The sequence below is a fragment of the Kaistella palustris DSM 21579 genome, assembly GCF_000422265.1.
GTDB classification, from domain to species: Bacteria; Bacteroidota; Bacteroidia; order Flavobacteriales; family Weeksellaceae; genus Kaistella; species Kaistella palustris.
On sequence record NZ_KE383813.1, the window covers coordinates 226,460 to 249,578 of the forward strand.

Genomic DNA, 23,119 nt, shown 5'->3' on the forward strand with positions numbered 1-23,119 from the left:
AGGTGAATTAAAAAACCCTGCCGAATTAATTCCCAGCAGGGCCAAAACTGCAATGTGAATATTTTATTTTAAAGCATTCAAAGCTGCCTCGTAATTTGGTTCCTGTGCAATTTCGGGAACCTGTTCGGTATAAAGAACTTTTCCGTTTTCATCCGCCACGATGACCGCGCGGCTCAGCAACCCTTTCATTGGTGAATCAATCAGCTCTACGCCATAATCCGTACCGAAATCACCACGGAAATCAGAGAGATTTGTCACATGATCCAAACCTTCGGCAGCGCAAAATCTGGTCAGCGCAAAGGGCAGATCCTTAGAGATATTAATTACGACCGCATCACCAATGTGACCGGCTTCTTCATTGAATTTTCGTGCAGCGGCCGCACAGACTCCGGTATCTATACTTGGGAAAATATTGATGATCATTTTCTTGCCTGCAAAATCTGATAGCTTTTTCTCCTCCAGCTTTTCATTGACCAAAGTAAAATCTTTTAATTGTGAACCCAGTTCGGGCAGGTTACCTGCAGAGTTGATGGCATTGCCATGTAATGTAATATTAGCCATAATAATTGAATATTTTTGTTTCTCAAATTTAACCAATATTTCCTGGAGGTTGGGACTGGGAAAGGTTAAAATATTCTTAAAGTTCCCACCACGATTGATTTTTAGCAGCTAAAAAGAAAAAAAGGATCGGCGGTCGGCAGGTGGCGGAATTATTTGTAGATCTTTATTGTCCTACTGAAAAAGTCCCTGACAATACCGCAAAACGCTAAATATTTCATTAAATTTGTGATTCTTAAATTCAAAATAAAAAACAATATATAATGTCAGAAAATTCAAAGATCGTCTACACCCTAACGGATGAAGCACCCATGTTGGCAACCCATTCTTTTCTGCCCATTGTGCAGGCTTTTACGAAAACTGCAGGAATAGAAATTTTGCCAAAAGACATTTCGCTTGCCGGCCGGATCCTTGCCAATTTCCCCGAGTATCTGAAGGAAGACCAAAAAGTTGAAGATGCACTTGCCGAACTTGGCGTTCTTGCCACAAAACCGGAAGCAAATATTATAAAGTTACCGAATATCTCTGCGTCGGCACCGCAGCTTGATGCCGCTATTGCTGAACTTCAGAAACATGGTTTCGCAGTGCCGAATTATCCTTCAGAGCCTGCAACTGAAGAGGAAAAAGCATTGAAAGCAAAGTATGCGAAAGTTTTGGGCAGCGCCGTAAATCCCGTTTTGCGGGAAGGAAACTCTGACCGGAGAGCACCTAAAGCTGTGAAGAATTACGCAAAGGCGAATCCGCACAAAATGGGAAGCTGGAGCGAAGACTCAAAAACCAAAGTCGTTCATATGAGCAGCGGTGATTTCTACGGAACCGAGAAATCTTTGACCATAGAAAACGACTCACAATATAAAATTGATTTCTGTGGCGACGACGGTTCTGTACAGGAACTGAAAAAGCTTGCGCCGCTTAAAAAAGGTGAGATCATCGATTCTTCGGTGATGAGTATGTCGGCACTGAAAGGTTTTGTAAAAGATTCGATCGATGAAGCAAAGATTGAAAATGTACTGCTTTCCGGTCATTTGAAAGCAACTATGATGAAGGTTTCCGACCCTATTATTTTTGGCGCAATGGTAGCGGTGTACTTCCACGACGTTTTCGAAAAATATGCAGCGCTTTTCAAGGAACTGGATGTAAATCCAAACAACGGTCTTCAGGATCTTTACGACAAGATCAAAGGTCACGCAAAAGAACCGGATATCCGTGCAGATATTGAGATCGTGATGGATTACGGTCCCGATATTGCGATGGTCAATTCCGGAAAAGGAATTACAAATTTCCACGTTCCTTCCGATGTGATTGTAGACGCTTCGATGGCCGCACTTATTCGCGGCGGCGGTAAAATGTGGAATAAAGACGGCGAGGAGGAAGACACCATTGCAATGATCCCGGACCGCAACTATGCAGGTTTTTATGGAGCCGCGATCGAGGATATGAAGAAAAACGGCGCACTTGATCCCAAAACAATGGGCTCTGTACCAAATGTAGGATTAATGGCGCAACAGGCGGAAGAATACGGCTCACACGACAAGACTTTCCAAATTTCGGGCAGCGGAACGGTAAAAATCTCCGACGCAGATGGCAATGTGTTGCTGGAACAGTTTGTACACAAAGGTGATATTTTCAGGATGTGTCAGGCGAAAGACGCTCCGATCCAGGATTGGGTGAAACTCGCTGTGAACCGCGCAAGACTTTCGGATACGCCGGCTGTTTTCTGGCTGGATGAAGGCCGCGCTCACGACCGCGAAATGATCAAAAAAGTCAATCATTATTTAAAAGATCACGACACCTCAGGTTTGGATATCCGCATTCTGAATATAGAAGATGCAATGAAGTTTACGCTGGAAAGAATCCGAAAAGGTCTGGACACGATTTCCGTCTCCGGAAATGTACTGAGAGATTATCTTACCGACCTCTTCCCTATTCTGGAACTTGGGACTTCGGCGAAAATGCTTTCGATAGTTCCGCTGATGAATGGCGGCGGACTTTTCGAAACGGGCGCCGGCGGCTCTGCGCCAAAACATATTCAGCAGTTCATCGAAGAAGGATATTTGCGCTGGGATTCTCTGGGCGAATTTATGGCTCTTCAGGCCAGTCTGGAACATGTGGCACAAACTCAGGACAACAAAAAAGCGCAGGTCCTTGCCGATGCTCTGGATGAAGCCAATGAAAAATTCCTGGCTAACGATAAATCCCCTTCGCGAAAAATCGGTTCAAATGATAACCGTGGTTCGCACTTTTATCTTGCGATGTACTGGGCAGAAGCTTTGGCGAAACAAACCAAAGACCAGGAGCTCGCTTCACGCTTTGCACCTGTTGCGAAAGCCTTCGAAGATAATGAAGCGAAAATTAACGCAGAACTTATTTCAGCGCAGGGGAAACCGCAGGATATCGGTGGTTATTACCAGCCGGACTTCAATAAAACCGATGCCGCCATGCGACCTTCTGAAACTTTGAATACGATTGTAAATTCGATTTAAGTCTTAATTATATTCTCTAAACTACTTCCCGGAAATTTCGGGAAGTTTTTTTTTGTCTAAAGATTTAAAAGCAGAACTTAAAGTCTGCAAAAAAACAGAATCTGACAGTGAAATTTTAGAAAAAGAGTTTCAGAAAGCGTTAATTTCAGTTGTGAAATAACTGCGGAGATATCTGCGAAACCACCATTTGCCCGCCTGAAAACCAGAAAAAAACCCTTTCGGCAGTGCAAAAAGGGTTTCTGTAATTTGATTTTATAAATAAGTTATAACATTTTCAAACTGTTCACTTCAAGTTCGGTGAGTATTCTCCAGTGTCCGCGTTTGATGTTTTTCTTGGTCAGGCCTGCAAACATCACACGGTCCAGCGCTTCCACTTCGTAACCCAGTTTTTGAAAGATTCTGCGTACCACGCGGTTCCAGCCGATGTGAATTTCGATTCCGACTTCATTTTTCGGTTTTCCCTCGATGTAGGAAATGCTGTCGACCTCTGCGATACCTTCTTCCAGACGAATTCCTTCTGCAATAGCATTAAGGTCGGCACGATCCAGTTTCCGGTCCAGCATTACATGATATATTTTTTTCATATTGAATGACGGATGTGTCAGCTTCTTGGTCATGTGACCGTCATTGGTCAGGAGTATCACGCCTGTTGTGGAACGGTCAAGCCGGCCAACCGGGAATACTCTGTAAGGCGAGGCGTTTGCTACCAGATCCATCACAGTTTTACGTGCTTTCTCATCTTTAGTTGTAGAAATATATCCCTTCGGTTTGTTGAGCAGTACATACACCGGTTTTTCGGGAGTGATTCCCTGACCATCGAAGACCACTTTATCGGTTTTCTGAACCTGATAGCCCATTTCTGTAACAGGTTTCCCATTCACCTGCACAAGTCCCTGCGTGATGAGTTCATCCGCTTCGCGGCGGGAGCAGATTCCGGAGTTGGCCAGATATTTATTAAGACGGATTGTTTCTTTTGGAACCTCTTTCGAAATTTTTTCCAAACGTCTTTTCTGTACAAAAGAGCGTGTTCTCTCGCCGTCATCTTTTTTATCAAAAGATTTAAAAGGTTTTTTGGGGCCGAATTTGCTGTCGCCCTTCTCGTATTTTGAACGTGTATCAAAGGATTTCCCGCTGCGTTTTCCTGTAGGCTTGCCGGTTTTGCTAAAGGATTTCTCAAAGGATCTGGCTTCCGATTCCGACATCAGTCGGGGCTCTCGTGCGGGTTTTGATTTTTTCTCTTCCGTTTTTTCAACTTTTGGTGCGCGAGCAGCAGTAGGTTTGGAACGTCCTGCGGAGGAAATTCGGGATTTTTTCGGTTTGTCATTGCTGTTTCTGTCTCGGCTCATAGTCTGAAAAATTTTTGCAAAGATAAAACTAATTCGCTGAACATTAGGATTCTTTTACCGCAGGCAAAGTCTCTTTTACGTCTTGCTGACTGTTTTAAATTAAAATCTGGCAACAATACCATCAAACAACATGGCGATTATTCCTGCAAACAACCAGATTCGCAGAATATTCAAAGCGTAAATGCTGAATTTCTTGGGCGTTTTCCATAACAGAAACATACTGATGATGATTACAAACAGACCGGCCGCAAAATAGAGATTCATGATCGTGTGAAGTCCTTCAGTAGAAATTATTAACGCAGAGATCACCACCAAAATACATCCGATAAAACTGATCACCTTTTTCGAAAATGGAGCGCCCCAATAATTCGGAATGGTCATATATCCAAAAATCCTGTCTGCATTTTTAGTCAGCAGATCTTTTATAATATCACAGATCAGAAGGATAAAAAAAAGAAAGACCGCCATTAAAAAAATCTTCGACGAAAAAGTGCGGTAATAAACCCACATGCCGAAAAAGGGATATACGGTTAAAGTAACAAATGTTAAATTATTAAGGATTAAAAGCTTACTTAATTTATGGCTGTAAAACCACATAAGGAATTGATAAACCAGAAAGAACACAAAAACCCGAGGTGATATGAGAAACGCGATCCCCAGCGAAAGAAGGTTCAGCGTAAGATAAGCGTAGAGAAAATATTTCTGTTTAAGGAATTTCTGCAGCCGCGTACGGAATGGCTTGGTCAGTTGATCCTTTTCGCGGTCGTAAAACTGATTGATAATGCCGCCTGCCAGAATACTCAGCACCGTGCAGAAAATAATTCCGTGCACGCGGAAATCGAAAACAAAATTACGAAGACTCTCTTCCTGATTAAAGAGAAAAAACGTGGAAACATAAAGAGCGAAAGTGAAAAGAAGCGCCACGAAAACACGCGCTCCCAAAAGAAAACCGATAAGCTGCGAAATTCTGTAAAGCACAGGATTATTATTCATAAAAGTAAGACACTTAAAAGTTTAACAAATGTCAAATCCCGGTCTTAAATTTAGAATCTGTAAATGACTTCTTTGTGAAAACCCTGCAGCATTTTTTCCGCCTTTTCGTAGTCTTTGGTAAAACCAAGAATATAGCCGCCGCCGCCGCTACCGCAAAGTTTCAGGTAATAAGCGTTGGTATCAAGACCATTTTTCCAGGCTTTATAAATACTCTCGGGAATCATTGGTTTGAAATGTTCGTAAGCCCAGATGGAAAGGTTTTTGAGATTTCTGAAAAGCGGGTTCATCTCCTTTTTCAGAAATGCATCGATACAGGCATTGTTGTAACGTATGAATTCTTCCTTCATGGTTTTTCTAAAACCTTCGGTCTTCATTTTTTCAAAGAAGATCTGAACCATTGGTCCTGTTTCGCCGGTCATGCCGGAATCAATAAGAAAAATTGCACCCTTGCCTTCGGCACTCTGAGGAATCGACACTTTATTTACGTCATCGCGGTTTTCAATGAGGATAGGGAGATTCATATAACAGATCAGCGGATCTATGCCGGAACTTTTGCCGTGGAAAAAACTCTCCATCAGACCAAAGACTTTCTTAAGTTCTTTCAGTTCGGTTTTCGAAATATGTTCGGGAAGAAAAGTATGAAGTGAGTAGCGCTCAAATATCGCCGCGACCAGAGCTCCGGAACTTCCTACGCCGTAACCCTGCGGGATATTGGAATCAAAAAAAAGCCCCTGCCGCAGATCTTCCTGTAATTTTGAAATGTTGATCTGAAAGTTTTCCGGCAACTGCAATTCCTTTAAATAGGCTGCGTATTTTCCCAGTGAAACATTTGAATCCTGTTCAAATTCACTGTTTAAATCCGAAAATTTAAGGGCACCTTTATAGAAACTGTACGGCAAAGTCAGACCCTGTGAATCTTCAATAATGCCGTATTCACCGAACAGAAGAATTTTTGCGTAAAATAAAGGATTGGTCATAGTTTAATTTAATCCGTTGACTTTCAAATGCAAAGATACGGAATTTATATAAAATTCATTTACCTTATTAACAAATATAAAGCCACTTAAATAAATAAAAATTAAAATTTACTCTGTGCTTTTCGCAGGCAACACTTTCACCTTTAAAAACCGTATGAGGACAAGACCGACAAAGAAAAACGCCGACATAGACAATGCGGAGAAACGCATATTGTGGTACTTTTCTATCATAGTCGCGAAAATGAAAGTTCCTAAAATAATAGCCAGTTTTTCGAGCACGTCGTAAAAACTGAAGAAGGTCGTGTTATCCATAGAGTCTTCCGGCAGCAGTTTGGAGTAAGTGGAACGCGACATAGCCTGCAGACCGCCCATTACAAGGCCAATTATTGCGGCAATTGCATAAAACTGATAATCTACATTTGGATTTTCTTTGTTCAGGAAATACGCGGAGAGACAGGCGATGATCCAAAGAACTATAGCGATGGATATTACGTTTTTGTTGCCGATCTTCCGGGATAACCATGAAAAAAAGAGTGCCCCGATGATTGCTTCGATCTGGATCAGAAGCAAAGTCATGATCAGACGCTCCTGTGGCAAATTGATCTCACTTTTCCCGAAAAGCGTGGCCATAAGAAAAATAGTCTGCATACCGACACTGTAAAAGAAAAAACTTGACAGGAAAAATTTGAGGTTGCGGTCTGCGAAAAGTTTTCTGCCGACCCGGAACAGCTCATGAAAACTCTCTTTGACAATGGCTTTGTAAAAACACGCATTGTCTTTTAGCACTTCCCAAATTCCGCCCTGCTTTTCATGTTTCTGAAATATATTTTTATAATTCAGCAAAACCAGATCTTTTGGGAGCTGATCCTTCACATTTCCGAACTGTGGTAAATGTTTAAAAGTATACTGCGAAAAGCCAAACCACCAGGCGCCGGTGATAAGAAAAGAAACCCGCGTATACAATTTGGCTTCCTGCGGTGTTTTTGCAAATACCTGTATTAAGACCAGACAGATCACCACTAAAAGCACCGAACCGATGTATCCGTATACATACCCTTTTGCCGAAAGTGCATCCTGCTTGTCGGGCGTTGCAATATCCGGCAGAAAGGAATTGTAAAAAACCAAGCTTCCCCAAAATCCCACACTCGCGGTGATACTGAACAGCAGCCCGAGGAAAATATTCTGCATTCCTGTAAACATCGCCAGTCCCATACAGGAAGTTGCTCCCAGATAACAGAAAAACTGTAGGAATGACTTTTTGTTGCCAATCGTATCTGCAAGTGAAGAAAGTACAGGAGAAAGCAACACCACGATCAAAAATGAGATCGTAAGCGAATAGCCGTAGACGGCATCTGGCTGATACTCCTTACCAAAAACCGTGATCATATGCCGAACCGGGACTTTTATATATTGGCCTGTGGCCGCTACATACTCGGTTTTTTCGGAGGCAGTGGTAAGAATGGAATAGTAAATCGGAAAAATTGTAGAAGTAATTACAAGTGAATATACAGAGTTTGCCCAGTCGTACAAAGCCCAGGCTTTCATGATTTTCGGGTTATTCTTGATGTTCTGCGGTGGTAAATTTTCGTTTTCCGGCATAAGGTGGTTATTAATGGGACAAAAATAAAAAAACCCTTAAGAATACGGTGATCCTTAAGGTTTTTATTTAATGGATGTAAACTGTTTACACATTTTGGATCACGATCGCGCTTGCGCCGCCGCCGCCGTTGCAAATCGCAGCTGCGCCGTACTTTCCGTTGTTCTGCTTCAAGATGTTGATCAGCGAGACAATGATCCTTGAACCTGAACTGCCAAGTGGATGCCCCAGCGAAACCGCACCACCATTCACATTGACCTTGGAAGCATCAAGCCCTAAAATTTTATTGTTAGCTAAACCGACTACTGAAAAAGCCTCATTAAATTCGAAAAAATCGATATCCGAAACTTCCAGACCTGCTTTCCTGAGCGCGATCGGCAAGGCTTTGGAAGGCGCTGTCGTAAACTTTTCGGGTTCCTGCGCAGCATCAGCATAAGAAATAACTTTTGCCAAAGGCTTCAAGCCGAGTTCCTCCATTTTTTCTCCGGACATTAAAATTAAGGCAGAAGCGCCATCATTTAAAGTCGATGCATTTGCAGCGGTCACGGTACCGTTTTCTTTTTGAAAAACCGTAGCCAATGTACTGATCTTATCGAAATTAACGCTTTTATATTCCTCATCTTCAGAGAAAATAACCGGTTCGCCTTTTCTTTGTGGAATTTCTACAGGCACAATCTCGTCTTTAAACTTACCTTCGCTCCAGGCTTTTGCCGAACGCTTATAGGATTCTACGGCGAAATTATCCTGATCTTCACGGGAAAAACCATATTCTGCGGCGCACTGTTCTGCGCAAACTCCCATGTGAACTTTATTGTACACATCGGTAAGACCGTCCAGGATCATACCGTCCTGCATTTTCACGTCGCCAAGTTTTACCGCTTTTCGTGCGTTATAATAATGCGGGACTGCGGACATATTTTCCATGCCACCTGCCACGATAATATTCTGGTCACCTGCTTTTATAGCCTGTGCAGCCATGGTCACCGCCTTCATGCCGGACGCGCAAACTTTATTTACGGTTGTGGAAGGTGTTGCATTGCTTAAACCAGCACCCATCGCGGCCTGCCGGGCCGGAGCCTGACCTTCGCCAGCCTGAAGCACGTTACCCATATATACTTCTTCTACAAGATCAGGATTTAAATTTATTTTATCTAAAGCGCCTTTGATCGCGATGGAACCCAGCTTTGTAGCCGGAACTGTAGAGAGACTTCCCATGAAACGTCCCATCGGTGTCCGGGCTGCTGATACTATGAATACTTCTTTCATTATACTATTTATTAATTTAAAGTACGCCAAATTACAAAAAAAAACACACTTTGGAAACAGTGTGTTTTTTGATTTTTGATTAAAGGTTTGCCTCTGCAATAGCTTCGGGATCGTGTTTATGTTTAAACATTACCGCGAAAAGAATCGCCACCAGTAGTGCGTAACCGGAAAATACCAGCCAGATCTCATGCCACATCTTGTCGCCATTGGGCAAGGTGAAATATTCCTGGATCATCCAGCCACTTGCAAGACTGCCGAAAATCGCTCCAAAACCATTGGTCATCATCATAAATAAGCCCTGAGCCGATGAGCGTACCTTATAGTTCGTAGTCGTTTCCACAAATAGTGAACCTGAAATATTGAAGAAATCGAACGCCATTCCGTATACAATACAGGAAAGAATAATCAGACCCAGACCAAATCCTACCGGTACTCCGTACGCGAAAAATCCGAAACGCAGCACCCAGGCCAACATCGAGAAAAGCATCACTTTCTTAATCCCAAAACGGCTGAGGAAAAAAGGAATTGCCAGGATAAAGACCGTTTCCGAGAACTGTGAAAGCGACATAATAAGTGTGGATCTTCTTACTACAAAACTGTCGGCGTACTCAGGCATTTTCCCGAAATCGGAAAGAAAAGTATCACCGTACATATTTGTAAGCTGCAGCGCCGCACCTAAAAACAGCGAAAACAGAAAGAAAAGCGCCATTTTGTAATCTTTAAAAAGAGAAAACGCATTGAGCCCAAGTTTTTCCGCTAAAGTCGCATCGGCCGGAATTACGTTTTGTGGTGGACATTTCGGTAATGTAAAGGCGTAAACACCAAGTATCAGCGCGAAAACCGCTGCAATGTAAAACTGATTTCCCGAGGCTTTATTTCCCGTAAGGTTCGTGATCCACATGGCGGCAATAAATCCTATGGTTCCCCAAACCCGTATAGGTGGAAATACCTTAACCACATCGTAGTTGTTATTTTTCAAGATATAGTACGCAATTGAATTCGAAAGTGAGATTGTAGGCATATAAAACATCATTGCCAAAAGCATGACCCAGAAAAAGTGGTCGGGAGTTGTAATCTGCGGTAAGAAAAAAAGTGTGATACCGTAAAGTATGTGCAAAATACCAAATAATTTTTCGGCGTTTATCCAGCGGTCAGCCACGATTCCGGTTAAGGCAGGCATGATGATCGAAGCGATTCCCAGGGTAGCAAAAACCTTTCCAAATTCCTCGCCGCCCCATTGTTTAGTGCCGAACCAATACACGCCGATGGTGATGAGCCAGGCTCCCCATACAAAAAACTGCATAAAACTGAGGACCGTAAGACGTAATTTTAAACTCATAATTTATTTGATAATATTAGTCGATTTTTTTATTTCTCCGCTTAATTTCCTGCTGTAATTCCAGGGCCGCATCGAAGTCTTCGTCTTTCACGGCATCATCCAAAAGTTTGTGCAGATCCTCCAGCGTGAGCGCTGTAAGGTTTCCAGAGTCACCGGAAAAACTTTCTTCTTCTGCGCCGGGTTCCTCGAGTTCGAGCAGAATACCTGCTTCGCTGAGAACCTGCTGCGTGGTAAATATAGGCGCTTCAAACCGAACAGCCATCGCCACAGCATCAGATGTGCGTGCATCTAAGATCAGTTCTTCGCCGTTGGCATTATTTTTAAAATTGATATTGGAGAAGAAAACACCATCTAAAATCTGGTAGATGATTACGGATGTAAGAGTAAAATCCGCAGAAAGAACAAATTTCGCAAAGAGATCGTGAGTAAGTGGCCGCGGCGGATGAATATCTTTTTCAAGGCCTAATGATATCGACTGCGCTTCAAAATTTCCTATTACAACGGGCAACTTTACGTTTGTTTCTTCATGTTCCAGAAGCAGTGCGTATGCACCCGACTGCGTCTGACTGTAAGAAATCCCGCGTATGATTAATCTTTTATAATCCATAAGTACAAATATAAATGATTTTTTAGACCCGCGATTTATTTTCGGAAATATATTGCACAATGTCGGCAAAGAAAGCACCTGATATTAATTATGTTTTTGGCAGATCGCAAACATTCACAGTTAGATTGTAAATACTGCCATCGGAATTGCTTCTGCGCCGCAAGCGGGCATTAAGAAAACTCACACGCGAATCAATATTGCTGAGTCCAATACCGCTGCTCACGCCATTTACCGAAAAACCTTTACCATTATCCTGCACAGAAATCAATATTTGAGTGCCATCGGCCTGGATAGTGACACTGCCCTAGGTAGCTTCGGAATGTTTCACGATATTATTTACAAGTTCCTGAATGATGCGGTAAATGTGGGTTTCTACTTTTTGCGAAAGTTCAAAATGGCCACCTCTGAAACTGAACTTCATATCAATTTTATACAAAGTCTGAATCTTCATACAAAACTGTTCAACGGCATGCAGAAGTCCATGGTTAGTCACCGATGAAGGCGACAGATTATGCGAAAGTTCCCGGAGTTGCAGACAGGATTTCTCAATTGTTTGCGAAAGATCCTGAAGAATCAGTGAGTTTTCGGGGAGCTTATTTGTTTGGTTAAGGTAAGAAATATTCATTTTAATGGCGGTCAGGTCGCCGGAAATACCGTCGTGCAGTTCCTCGGCCCACCTCTTCCGCTCGCGCTCCTCGCCTTCAACCAAACCCTGAAGTTTTGTAATCTGCTGCTGATGCCGGTGTTGCAGCACGAGATTATTCACGCGGTTTTTAGCATCATTGATGAGTTTCATTTTATAGGCAAGTCCCAGACTGAAAAAAATGGTTTCCAGAATGATACCGATGTAGAATGATGTGATTGGATTGCGCATGTTTAGCGACGGCATAAAGCTTCCCGCAAAAGCAAGCAGCGCACAAGCCACATACGCACAGACGCCGAACAGAAAAAAATGTTTGTGCTTATCGGACACACGCATCGCCCTTATAAGCGAGATCACGAAAATCGTGAGCATTACCGGCAGGTAAAGGAATGTATAAAACGAAATATATAGAACGGGATTCTTCAAAAAGTAACAAAGACCTCCCAATATTAAAAACAGAAGTGTGAGAAATCTTAAAATAGAAAGCACCTTGGTAAAAAACCGCCGCGCGCGCTTGTCGAGGTCGAGAAAATACAGTGCGAAAATACTGTAAAATGTATAAAATACGATCTGGATATAAAAGTTCAGAATCTGCAGAAAAATTTCGGCATTCATCTGACCAAGAAACCGGGCGAAAAAATTTTGCGTGGCGAGATAATAATTATCGCTTCTGCTCAGCACATAAATTACAAGGCAGAGGTTATAAAGTACGTAGTACTTAAAACTTTTTTCGCGGAGGTACACAAATATAACACTGCTTATAATGATAAAAAGCAGCTGAAAAGAAATCACCATATTCCAGACAAACACCTCCATACAGCGCAGAATAAATATCCCTTACGTAAATGTACAGTTTTTACGTTTTATCCGCGACTAAAAAAAAAATTACAGCTGTTTAATCATTAAGGCAAAAAAAAAAGCACCGAAACATCTTCCGGCGCTTAATATTATGTAGAGACTAAATTTAGCCTTTCAAAGCCTTGATCTTTTCGGTAAGTTCAGGAACTATTTTGAAAGCATCTCCAACAACTCCATAATCCGCAGATTTGAAGAAAGGAGCTTCGGGATCGCTGTTGATCACCACAATTGTTTTTGATGAATTCACACCGGCAAGATGCTGGATCGCACCCGAAATGCCAACTGCCAGATAAAGATTTGGAGAAATGGCCTTACCGGTCTGCCCCACGTGTTCTGTATGCGGCCTCCAGCCAATATCGGAAACCGGTTTCGAACAGGCAGTTGCAGCGCCCAATACACCCGCAAGATCTTCGATCATACCCCAGTTTTCAGGACCTTTCATACCACGGCCGGCCGAAACTACGATTTCAGCTTCTTTCAGATCAAGTTTTCCGGAGCTTTGCTCGTGAGAAATTACTTTGGTATCTTCATTTGCGATAGAAAGTTCCTTCACTTCTTCGGAACCCGACGCAGCATTTTCTTTCGTGCCAAAGGAATTTTGCGAAACCGTAAGAATTACACCCTGGGAATCAGCTTTTGCATGCATGAATCCTTTCCCGGAGAATGCTTTTCTTTTCACCTGTACCGGTGAAAGGTTTTCAGGTACTTCAACCACATTGGTGATCAGCGAATAATCCATCATTATTGCAAGCATTGGTGCAATTGACGAAGCATCTGTTGTGTGGGGAAAAACAAGGATGTTGCCGTCGGCTACTTCATTCACTGCCTGTGCAAACGCTTTGGCACTGAAATTTTTTAAACCTTCATCTTTAATATTGATGACTTTATCTGCTCCATATTTATATAACAAATCAGAGGAATCGGTTGGGTTCACAGAAATTGCTGTCACTGTGTCACCCGCCTTTTCCGCCACAGCTTTCGCGTATGAAACCGCTTCGAAGGCTGCTTTTTTGTAAACACCGTTTATATTTTCTGCATATACGAATATTGCCATTTTGTAATTTTTTTAAATTTAAATTTCTTGAATTTGCCTTAGATCACTTTCGCTTCTTCGTGTAACAGACGTACCAATTCGTCGAGATTATCAGCAGAGACCATTTTCACGGCGGCTCTCTGCGGTACAGAATCGTAGGAAACACCTTCAACTTTTACTGCAGCGGAAACCGGCTCCTGAAGACGCAGCGGTTTTGTACGCGCCGACATAATTCCTCTCATATTCGGAATAATGAGATCTTTCTCGTCAACCATTCCCTTCTGCCCCGCTATAACTGCCGGAAGTTTTACAGATATAGTTTCTTTTCCACCCTCGATCTCGCGGACGGCAGTTGCTTCGGAACCATTCACTTCCAAACCTACACAGGCATTAACAAAAGGTTGACCGAGCAGTTGTGCTACCATTCCGGGAACAGCACCACCATTATAATCAATGGATTCTTTTCCGCAAAGAATCATGTCATAGCCACCATCCTTGGCGACATTTGCGATTTCTTTAGCAACAGTAAAGCTGTCTTTAGCTTCTGTATTTACGCGCACTGCTTCATTTGCGCCAATGGCGAGTGCTTTTCTGATCACAGGTTCGGTTGTTGCATCGCCTACATTGAGTACGGTGACGCTCGCACCTTGTGATTCCTGCAGTTTAACTGCTTTTGTCAGCGCGAATTCATCCAGCGGATTGATCACCCACTGAATGCCCGTTTTATTGAAAGCGGACTTATCTGCCGTAAAATTAATTTTCGAAGTAGTATCCGGAACACTACTGATACACACTAATATTTTCATTTGTCAAAAGTTTAATTAAATTTTTTGTGGAATGAAATCAATTCAGATCTCATTTGTTCCACTTGTTAATGTCGTAAAGATAAAAATAATATACTATGCATGCATAATACATCTTATTAAAAATATATTGCCGGCATAATAATCGGGCAGTTGGCTATTTGGTTTTTGCCGGACGTATTTCAATTTTACTCGGCAGAGTACGCGGATTCATTTTCAGAATATCCAGAATTAAATTCCCAAGGTCTTCGGGCTGGATTTTCCAGGCATCTTTTTCCGAAGGAATGTTTCCGTTGAAATTAGTAGAAACGGAGCCTGGCATGATGGTCGCCACTTTGATGTCGTAATTTCTCAGGTCTACCATTGCGGCCTGCGTGAAACCTACGGCGCCGAATTTCGAGGCGTTGTAACCTGACCCTTTTTCAAAGAAATTAGTCCCCGCCAAACTCGAAATACTGATGTAATAACCTTTGGACTTTTTAAGTTCTTCTACCGAAGCTTTTAAGGTGTAGAAAATCCCGGTGAGGTTGGTTTCGATCATCGTATTCCAATCTTCAACCGAAAGCTCATCAACTGGTTTAAAGATCCCAACACCTGCGTTCGCGATTACATAATCGAGCTGACCGAAACGTTCCAAAATCTGTGATACTGCATTCTCTTCATCTTCATAGTTCCGGACATTGGATACAATTCCCAAAACTTTGGAGCTGTCTTCAGAAATCAGAGCTACCGCTGATTCTACATCTTCTTTTTTCCGGCCGCTTACTGCTACACGGATTCCCTGATCGGCAAGTATTTTTGCCACGCCAAGGCCAATACCTTTTGTACCGCCTGTAATATATGCTACTTTGTTTTCAAACATGATAAAATTTTAAGTCTTAAATATAAAGAAATCGCCTCAAATTGAGGCGATTTTTAACAAACATTAGTATAAAGTCTGCGGTTTCTGCAATGCTTGGGAACTATGACGAAGCATAATTTGCAAAGAAAAGCGGAATACTTTCTATTCCTTTATAAAAATTGTAAAGTCCATAATGTTCATTTGGTGAATGAATCGCGTCGGAATCCAGACCAAAACCCATCAACACTGATTTTGCACCGAGGATTTCTTCAAACATAGCGGTAATCGGAATGCTTCCGCCGCTTCTGTACGGTAAGACTTCTTTACCAAACGCGGTTTCCATTGCCTTTTTCGCAGCGCGGAACTCTTTGGTGTCGCTCGGTAAAACATAAGGCATGCCACCATGGTGCGGCGTTACTTTTACTTTTACATTTGTCGGTGCAATTTTTTCGAAATATTTGGTGAATTTGTCAGTGATCTCCTCCGGAGTCTGGTAAGGGACGAGACGCATTGATATTTTCGCAAAAGCTTTCGACGGAATCACCGTTTTTGCGCCTTCACCGGTGTAACCTCCCCAAATGCCGTTGCAGTCGAGCGTCGGGCGGATTGAAGTTCTTTCGAGTGTGGTATAACCTTGCTCGCCTTCTACTCCATTCAGACCGATTGATTTTTTGAAATGTTCCGGATCATCTTTCAGCTTATTCATTTCTGCCCTTTCCTCATCTGCAACCGTTTCTACATTATCGTAAAAACCATCGATCGTAATGTGCCCGTTTTCATCGATTAAACCGGCGATCATCCGCGAAAGTACGTGGATCGGATTCGGAACTGCTCCACCGTAAAGCCCCGAATGCAGGTCACGGTTCGGTCCTTCAACCTCCACTTCTACATAGCTTAAACCGCGAAGTCCGGTGGTCACAGTAGGTTGCTCATTTGAATAGATATGCGTGTCGGAAATCAGGATAGCATCACACGATAGTTTTTCGGTATTTTCTTTTACAAAATCTTCAAGACTTTTGGAGCCTACTTCTTCTTCACCTTCCAAAATAAACTTTACGTTACAAGGCAAAGTATTGGTTTTCATCATGGCTTCAAAAGCTTTGATGTGCATAAAAAACTGACCTTTATCGTCGGCAGCACCACGCGCAAAGATCGCGCCTTCGGGATGAATTTCTGTTTTTTCAATGTACGGCTCAAACGGTGGCTTTGTCCATAACTCCAATGGATCCGGCGGCTGTACATCATAATGACCATAGACAAGGACGGTGGGCAATTTTGGATCCAGAAGTTTTTCGCCGTACACGATCGGATAACCTTTGGTTTCGCAAACCTCTACGTTATCGGCGCCGCCATCTTTTAAATATTTTGCCACTTCGTCCGCGCATTTTAGAACTTCACCTTTATAGGCAGGATCTGCAGAAATCGAAGCGATCTTTAACAGTTGAAAAAGTTCATCTACGAAGCGCTGTTTGTTTTCGTGAATGTAATCTAAAGTTTCTTTCATTTTTTTTATTTAATATTTTCAGATCGTAGTATGTAAAAATAAAGAAAATGTCCCGCCGGAGCAAGACATTTAGATATTTATAAAGTGTACTTATTTTATAACTGGTGCGCAGGTGAAGTGTCGGTTGCCGGTTTTCTTGCCTTGAGACTGTCCGTTTTTACGGTCGGAGTCATGGTAGCTGAAACCTGTGTACTGTCGCCGGCAGCGGAAGGTGCGGCCATTTCTGGGGCAGTGTTCGCTTCAGGTTTGTACTCTTTCATCTGATCATCGCTGTAACGCTCTGCGCCCGCTTCCATTTTCAAAACACCAAGATTTCCGCCCGCCTGAACTTTTTTACATCCGATCAAAAGACCTGCAAGCGCTACACCTAAAATAATTTTTTTCATTCTAAATTTTTTGATTGTTCAAAAGTATGAAATCCTGCCCTTTTTGCAAAATATTAGCGCGATTTTACAATAATCTTTCCTCGGCGCGTCTGCGTGAAAATAAGGTAGCGGCCTCCACCATCATGTATTTTATATTTTTTCTTAATGGCTTCGGGTGAAAGCGGATAATTTTTAGAGATAATATTGAACTTTTCACCTTTCTCAATATTCTTAGGTTCTATGATTTCAACTTCCAGTATTCTGCCGGGAAAGTCTGCTTTATATTCATCAGCTGTGTAAAAGTGAGTGTTTGGATGAAGTTTTTTTAAACCAAAAGCCTTTGAAATTGTATTGAAAGCGCCGACCTTCAGGACCGCATTATTCGGAATATAAAGAAACCGCAAAGGCTCCGAAAATTCAGAAACCGCATTTTTTTCTTTTTTGAAATCGAATACAAAAGCATGTTCCGCACTCTGTAGATTGACACATGAAATTTGTACGTTATCGCTTGGGGCAGTAGCGTCCAAAAAAACCAAAAGTTCTTTCACGTCGTTCTTTACCGCAATTATCTGGATTTCCACCATATTCTGCAGGACAGAGATTAAATATGAAATATCAATTAATGGTGAAAGTTTAATGATGATCTTGTCACCGGTTTCAAAAAGTTGCGACTGGATTTCCAGCAGATTTGGCGAAAGATCCTGCAGCAGAAATTTCTTGTTTTTTTCTGAATCGCGACGCGCAGGATCCAGATAAATAAGGTCGAACCTTTCTGTGTTATCCTCCAGGAATTCTTCCAGATTTTCATTAATAAAAGCTGCTTTGCGGTTCAGCAATTTCCAGTTGTGTTTAACAATATTCAGAAGCCCAATATTCTGCTCAACCAAAGTAACATCTGCAAAATTCTGCGACAGAAAGTAGGCATCGATCCCAAAACCGGCAGTAAGATCCAGAAATTTTCCACCGCTCAGAAGCTGCGCTTTGAACTCCGCGGTAGCTTGCGAAGAAGCCTGCTCAAGATTAAGATTTGGTGGAAAGATAATACCCTCTTTCAGCAGAAACGGAAATTTTTTGAGGGCGACTTTTTTTCCTTTGATCTGCTGCACAATTTCCGCCATTGAAACTTCGGCGAACGGTGAGTTCTTTAATAACAAAGAATGCAAATCTGTTTTTAGATTTGCATTAATGTAATTTTGAACTTCGGTCTGTAAAATATGTTTCACCAAAATGAATTATTTTTTTAAAACGGCGATCGCCCAATTTTACTCAAACATTTCTGCCAGCCGCACGGCAGATATTTTTGATGGATCGTATAATTCTTCGGCAGATTTTGTTTTTTCCAGTTTTGGATAAAGGTTTACGCCGATGAGTTTTATTTTTCCTTCGGCTACCCAATTTTGTTCATTCACCGCCTGGGTGTAAATCAATTTCTGAATTTTGCCCGCTTTTAAAAGAGCACAATAACCGCCTTCATTCTCTAAAGTCAGAAACAGCTGCCAGGATTTATCAGCGATCTGTCGGGTGATATCTTCAATATAATAACTTCCGTTTCCGGCATCTTCGAAAACATTAATAATACTTTCGTAGGCCAGTACTACCTGTTGTTTAAAGGAGATTTCTTCGGAGAGCGAGTTGCCCTCATCAAGCTTGTAAGCGTTACTGAATACTGCATCGGCGCCACCGATCATGGCAGCTGAAAGTTCCAGTGTGGAACGGATCAGGTTATTTTCCCCATCATTTTTTGCCTTGTTCCGCAGGGTGGTTTCCGCAAAGATGAAAGGTGTTTCTGCCAGACCAAACTCTTTGGAAAACTGATTTACCACAAGTTTAAGCGCACGCAGTTTGGCAATCTCGAAAAAATAGTTTCCTCCAACAGCAATCCGGAATATAATTTTATTCAGGATCTCTCCCCCAAAATTTTCGGTAAGTTCCTTGGTTTTCAATAATGCAAAAGCCACCTGCTGAATGATGGAGGCGCCTGCATTCTGATGCAGTGAGATATCGACCGCGATATTTCTGTTAAAATTCTTTGCCAAAAGCTCTTTGCCAAGCTGTACGTTAATTTCGCCTGTTGAATCTTCGGAAAAAATATCGATAAGTGAAAAATAGGTGTTCTCATCTGCCAGCGAAATATGCTCAGCCAAGTCCCTGTTATTTACAAAAATCACTTTTTCAGCCAAGCCCTCAACATTCTGATCAAGCAGGAACGCAAATGCATTATCTTCGGAGTTTTCATGGTAAGGTGACACCAGATGCGTAGATTCTACAGCCTTGGGCAAATTAATAAGTGACAACGGAACATTTGAATAATACGGCTTTACATCAATTCCCTCCAAATTCTCTTTCGAGAGGACCGCGTAAATATCTTCAGTTTTCAGTTGTTTCTGAACCATTTTTTCCCAGTCCCGAAGTGTAATTTTTTCAAACATCTTTTCTGTTTTAATGAGATTATTTTGTGACCGGTTTAATTTTCGAGGAATCCACTACCAGGATAAAAATTTCCTCGTTTGGCTTTTTCATAAAGTAGTTTTCGCGGGCAAATTTTTCCTTTTCCGATTTATTATTCATCAGTTTTTTATAAAAATCGTCGTTTTTGCGGTATTCATCTTTATAATAAGCCAACTGTTCTTCGTAGCGGTTGATCTCACCATTTAACTCGTTAACCACGAGAAACGAAGTGTTATCAAAAAAAACCATCCACACCAGAAAAAACAGGATGGTGATAAAATATTTGTTCACAATATATTTCCGTACAAACTTTGAAGCAGGTGATTTGGGCTGTATTTCTTTAATTAATTCTTTCATCGGGAAGCGTTTTATTGGATAAAAAAATTCGGCTGCTAGTGCGTTTTCTTTAAAGTATTGTTAATGACAGTCGACAGGAAATCAATGGCCACCGTATTTTGTTTCATATTGGGAACGATCAGGTCGGCTTCGTTTTTTGAAGGTTCTATAAATTCCTGGTGCATCGGTTTCAGCGTGGTTTGGTAGCGGTGCAAAACCTCCTGCAAGTCACGGCCTCTCTCCTGTGTGTCCCTGCGGATCCTGCGGATGAGCCTTTCGTCGGAATCTGCATGAACAAATACTTTCAGATCATATTCCTTTAAAAGTTCGGGATTGGTAAGTACCAGGATTCCTTCTACTATAAGAACGTTTTTGGGATCGATCAGCACATGGTCGCCGGTTCGGGAATGGGTTACAAAGGAGTAAATCGGCTGTTCGATCTGCTCACCGTTTTTCAGGGCTTTTACATGCTTCAGCAAAAGTTCAAAATCAATCGATTTCGGATGGTCGTAATTCAGAACTTCTCTTTCGGAAAGTGTAAGATGTTGATTGTCATGATAATAATTATCCTGCGATAAAACATTTACACCTTCAGTATTCAACTGCTGCAGGATTTTATTGACCACAGTTGTTTTTCCGGATCCTGTTCCGCCGGCAATTCCGATAACGAGCATAGTAATTATTTTTACAAATATATGATTTTGTCTGAAATCCGGGCCGTTTAAAACGGTAAGCTTTCTGTTACCAACCGCACATTCTATGCTTTCTTTTCGATATCCAGAATATAAAAAATCACGGCGTATACGCGCGCCAGGAACTCCCGCGACTGATTCCGGTAATAACTTTGGTTGCTCAAAACATCCTGCGCATCAAATCCCAACGCATTTATATTGTTATTTCTTGCATAAAAAAGGGCGCGCAGATTATGAAAACCCTGCGACACGATGATGACGTCATTTGCCTTGTAAATTTTTTTGCAGTTGCTGATGCTTGCCTGTGTTTTAAAGCCTTTGGGATCTTCGGTGATGATGTTTTCGGGGACACCTTCCTGGTAAACCAGATATTTTTTCATCGCAGATGGTTCATCATAACCACGGCTTTTTTCTCCGCTTACGATGATCTTTTTAATTTTTCCGTGGTGGTAAAGAAGAGCAGTAGCATCCATCCTGGAAGTGAAATAGGGATTGGAAATGCCTGATCTCATCTTCGGTGAAGTCCCTAAAACCAGAGCAGTTTCCCGTGGTGGAATTTTGGAAATTTTAGTAAATGTGCGGCCATTAGTTAAAGCAAAAACCCAGATATTAGCCATAATCATTAGCAGAACGCCGATTTCAACAAGCGTGAAAAATGATTTGAATATGTCTAATATCTTCTTCAAAAATTACATTAAATCGAAATTAACCTTTATTGTTTTGCTCAGAACTACGGACATGCACGCGAGAATTTTCCCGGCACGTTCCTCCTTTTCGGTAAGATATTCATTTTCCAGCAATTCTACTTCACCTTCTTGCAGCAGGCATTCGCAGCTTCCGCAGATCCCCGACTTGCAGGAATATGGCACGGGAAATCCCTGAATCAGTAACTGCTGCAGAAGTTTAATCTTATTGTTTTTTAAGGTAGTTGAATACTGCCTGTCGAACAGTTTAAAATCCACCTGTATGTCCTCAACTGCGGGAAAGACTTTTTCTACCGGATAAATATCTTCGTTATACTCCTCAAACAGTTCGAAATGAATATTCTTTTTGGGAATACCATTGTTGTAACAGGCATTTGCGAGTGATTTAATCATGTCACCTTTGCCACATATCAGCACTTCATCTACAGCGTCCCAAATTGTGCTTTCCTCATCGGTATCATCTAGGTGCAGAATCTGATTGATGATCAGTTTTGCTTTTTTACCGTCGAGCCGGCCATGGAAGAGGTGTTCGCCGGTTTTTTCCTGAGACATGAAATAAAATACCTGCATTCTGCCGCGCGAATTTTCAGCCAGTTCATCGAGTTCATCTTTAAAGGCGATATTGTGTGAATTGCGGTTGCCGTAAAAGAGGAACAGTCTGGTTCGGTGCTCAGTATGCAAAATATTCTTAAAATGGCTGAGGAGCGGCGTGATGCCAATTCCTCCCGCAAAACCTACGATAGTGCGGAATTCGTGCGGTTTTGAAACCAGCGTAAAACGGCCGCGCGGTTCCGAAACATCTATACTGTCGCCAACTTCAAAAGTATGGAAGAGCCCACTGGTGCTGCTGTTCCCGGTATTTATTTTTATTCCTAAAGCAATTTTCTGCTCGTAAGGTGCGGAGGTCATGGAAAAATCATTTTGAAAAACCTTTCCGTTATGCGTGTATCTTAAAGTCACATATTGGCCGGCTTCGAAACGGAAACGGTGCTTGAGAGAAGCAGGAATTTCGAACTCCAGCGAAAAGGTGTTTTTGGTTAGCTGCTGTTTTTTAGCTAATTTTAGCCGGTGAAATTCTGTTTTTCTTGCTTTGTTAAAGAGTTTTTCCATAATATACCAGAATTCAAAAATAATAAAAATATAATGAAGAAGTTAATTATAAGTGCACTGATCCTTGCGGCTTTTACCGCCTGTAAAAAGGAAACTTCCGACACAGAAAATTCCGAAAAAGACAGTACCGCAGTAGCCGCCGGTTCCCAAAACAATGAATATGCAGAAGCCGTAATACCTTTCAAAAAAATAGAATTATCGCCGGCGGAAACCTCGAAGATTCTTGGCAAACAAAATAACGATACGCTGTATGTGAACAACTTCTTCGCTACCTGGTGCGGACCGTGTATGAAGGAAATCCCCCACTTCAAAGAAAAAATGGCGGAAATGAAAGGCCAGCCTGTAAAATTCACATTCATAGATCTTGACAGCAAAGATGACTGGGATACTGCGGTGAAAAAATTTGCGGAAGAACAAAATCTCTCCAACCACATCGTGCTGCTCGACGGTTCTCAGTTGACACCGGAGTTCTTTTCGACCAACTTCAAAAAATGGGACGGTGGCGCAATCCCGTTTACCTTTATGAGAAAAGGCGATAAAACGGACGAAACTCTGGGATCGATGAGCATGGAAATGCTGACTGAAAAACTGGAATCCTTTAAATAATACTCAAAAT

The 23,119-nt window shown here is 41.9% G+C and carries 23 protein-coding genes; 2 read left to right on the top strand and 21 right to left on the bottom strand.

All coding sequences use genetic code 11. The annotated features are described in order from the left end of the window. Positions 1-63 precede the first annotated feature (63 nt). A complete protein-coding gene (gene tpx, locus H562_RS0113640) occupies positions 64-561 on the bottom strand; it encodes a thiol peroxidase (protein ID WP_027378007.1) in 498 nt (165 codons plus the stop codon). 260 nt (positions 562-821) lie between these two features. On the opposite strand from tpx, the gene H562_RS0113645 reads away from it, so the two are divergent. Next, the gene (locus H562_RS0113645) at positions 822-3,041 is read left to right on the top strand and encodes an NADP-dependent isocitrate dehydrogenase (RefSeq protein ID WP_027378008.1); all 2,220 of its coding nucleotides are present in this window, start codon (positions 822-824) and stop codon (positions 3,039-3,041) included. A 263-nt stretch (positions 3,042-3,304) separates the two neighbouring features. On the opposite strand, the gene H562_RS0113655 is transcribed toward H562_RS0113645, so the two are convergent. From H562_RS0113655 to H562_RS0113750, 20 genes are all read right to left on the bottom strand, one after another. Beyond that, entirely contained in the window at positions 3,305-4,387 is a 1,083-nt protein-coding gene (locus tag H562_RS0113655) for a pseudouridine synthase (protein WP_233702005.1), read from the bottom strand. Between the two features lie 99 nt (positions 4,388-4,486). Beyond that, a complete protein-coding gene (locus tag H562_RS0113660; protein ID WP_034691212.1) occupies positions 4,487-5,380 on the bottom strand; it encodes a geranylgeranylglycerol-phosphate geranylgeranyltransferase in 894 nt (297 codons plus the stop codon). A 50-nt stretch (positions 5,381-5,430) separates the two neighbouring features. Then, complete coding sequence (locus H562_RS0113665; RefSeq protein ID WP_027378011.1) at positions 5,431-6,357, bottom strand: mevalonate kinase family protein; 927 nt, start codon at positions 6,355-6,357, stop codon at positions 5,431-5,433. Between the two features lie 108 nt (positions 6,358-6,465). Next, the gene (locus H562_RS0113670) at positions 6,466-7,956 is read right to left on the bottom strand and encodes an MFS transporter (protein ID WP_027378012.1); all 1,491 of its coding nucleotides are present in this window, start codon (positions 7,954-7,956) and stop codon (positions 6,466-6,468) included. Between the two features lie 85 nt (positions 7,957-8,041). Further along, positions 8,042-9,220 carry an acetyl-CoA C-acyltransferase gene (locus H562_RS0113675; RefSeq protein WP_027378013.1) on the bottom strand — a complete coding sequence of 393 codons (1,179 nt, stop codon included), beginning with the start codon at positions 9,218-9,220 and terminating at the stop codon, positions 8,042-8,044. 79 nt (positions 9,221-9,299) lie between these two features. Beyond that, positions 9,300-10,559 (bottom strand): nucleoside permease, encoded by a 1,260-nt coding sequence (locus H562_RS0113680; RefSeq protein ID WP_027378014.1) that lies wholly within the window; start codon positions 10,557-10,559, stop codon positions 9,300-9,302. Between the two features lie 16 nt (positions 10,560-10,575). Then, positions 10,576-11,166: a bifunctional nuclease family protein gene (locus H562_RS0113685; protein ID WP_027378015.1), complete on the bottom strand. Its 591-nt coding sequence runs from the start codon at positions 11,164-11,166 to the stop codon at positions 10,576-10,578. An 88-nt stretch (positions 11,167-11,254) separates the two neighbouring features. Beyond that, positions 11,255-11,425, bottom strand: a complete 171-nt coding sequence (locus H562_RS0113690; RefSeq protein WP_156832013.1) for a hypothetical protein — start codon at positions 11,423-11,425, stop codon at positions 11,255-11,257. 45 nt (positions 11,426-11,470) lie between these two features. Continuing rightward, entirely contained in the window at positions 11,471-12,625 is a 1,155-nt protein-coding gene (locus H562_RS0113695; RefSeq protein WP_027378017.1) for a sensor histidine kinase, read from the bottom strand. 148 nt (positions 12,626-12,773) lie between these two features. Next, positions 12,774-13,721, bottom strand: a complete 948-nt coding sequence (locus H562_RS0113700; RefSeq protein ID WP_027378018.1) for an electron transfer flavoprotein subunit alpha/FixB family protein — start codon at positions 13,719-13,721, stop codon at positions 12,774-12,776. Positions 13,722-13,759: 38 nt separating this feature from the next. Continuing rightward, entirely contained in the window at positions 13,760-14,506 is a 747-nt protein-coding gene (locus tag H562_RS0113705; RefSeq protein ID WP_027378019.1) for an electron transfer flavoprotein subunit beta/FixA family protein, read from the bottom strand. 154 nt (positions 14,507-14,660) lie between these two features. Further along, positions 14,661-15,365, bottom strand: a complete 705-nt coding sequence (locus H562_RS0113710) for an SDR family oxidoreductase (RefSeq protein WP_027378020.1) — start codon at positions 15,363-15,365, stop codon at positions 14,661-14,663. Between the two features lie 100 nt (positions 15,366-15,465). Then, positions 15,466-16,848, bottom strand: a complete 1,383-nt coding sequence (locus tag H562_RS0113715) for a dipeptidase (protein WP_027378021.1) — start codon at positions 16,846-16,848, stop codon at positions 15,466-15,468. 95 nt (positions 16,849-16,943) lie between these two features. After that, a complete protein-coding gene (locus tag H562_RS15215) occupies positions 16,944-17,234 on the bottom strand; it encodes a hypothetical protein (protein WP_034691213.1) in 291 nt (96 codons plus the stop codon). A gap of 53 nt (positions 17,235-17,287) precedes the next feature. After that, a complete protein-coding gene (locus tag H562_RS0113725; RefSeq protein ID WP_027378022.1) occupies positions 17,288-18,436 on the bottom strand; it encodes a class I SAM-dependent methyltransferase in 1,149 nt (382 codons plus the stop codon). 39 nt (positions 18,437-18,475) lie between these two features. Next, a complete protein-coding gene (locus H562_RS0113730; protein WP_027378023.1) occupies positions 18,476-19,642 on the bottom strand; it encodes a methylmalonyl-CoA mutase family protein in 1,167 nt (388 codons plus the stop codon). Positions 19,643-19,661: 19 nt separating this feature from the next. Next, entirely contained in the window at positions 19,662-20,018 is a 357-nt protein-coding gene (locus H562_RS0113735) for an FtsB family cell division protein (protein WP_027378024.1), read from the bottom strand. Positions 20,019-20,053: 35 nt separating this feature from the next. After that, positions 20,054-20,671, bottom strand: coding sequence for a uridine kinase (udk, locus tag H562_RS0113740; protein ID WP_027378025.1), 618 nt, complete (start codon positions 20,669-20,671; stop codon positions 20,054-20,056). A gap of 83 nt (positions 20,672-20,754) precedes the next feature. Continuing rightward, positions 20,755-21,312, bottom strand: a complete 558-nt coding sequence (locus H562_RS0113745) for a SanA/YdcF family protein (RefSeq protein WP_394330178.1) — start codon at positions 21,310-21,312, stop codon at positions 20,755-20,757. 66 nt (positions 21,313-21,378) lie between these two features. After that, the gene (locus H562_RS0113750; protein WP_027378027.1) at positions 21,379-22,503 is read right to left on the bottom strand and encodes a 2Fe-2S iron-sulfur cluster-binding protein; all 1,125 of its coding nucleotides are present in this window, start codon (positions 22,501-22,503) and stop codon (positions 21,379-21,381) included. 33 nt (positions 22,504-22,536) lie between these two features. Here H562_RS0113750 and H562_RS0113755 point away from each other — a divergent pair, with 33 nt between their 5' ends. Beyond that, a complete protein-coding gene (locus H562_RS0113755) occupies positions 22,537-23,109 on the top strand; it encodes a TlpA disulfide reductase family protein (RefSeq protein WP_027378028.1) in 573 nt (190 codons plus the stop codon). Positions 23,110-23,119 lie beyond the last annotated feature (10 nt).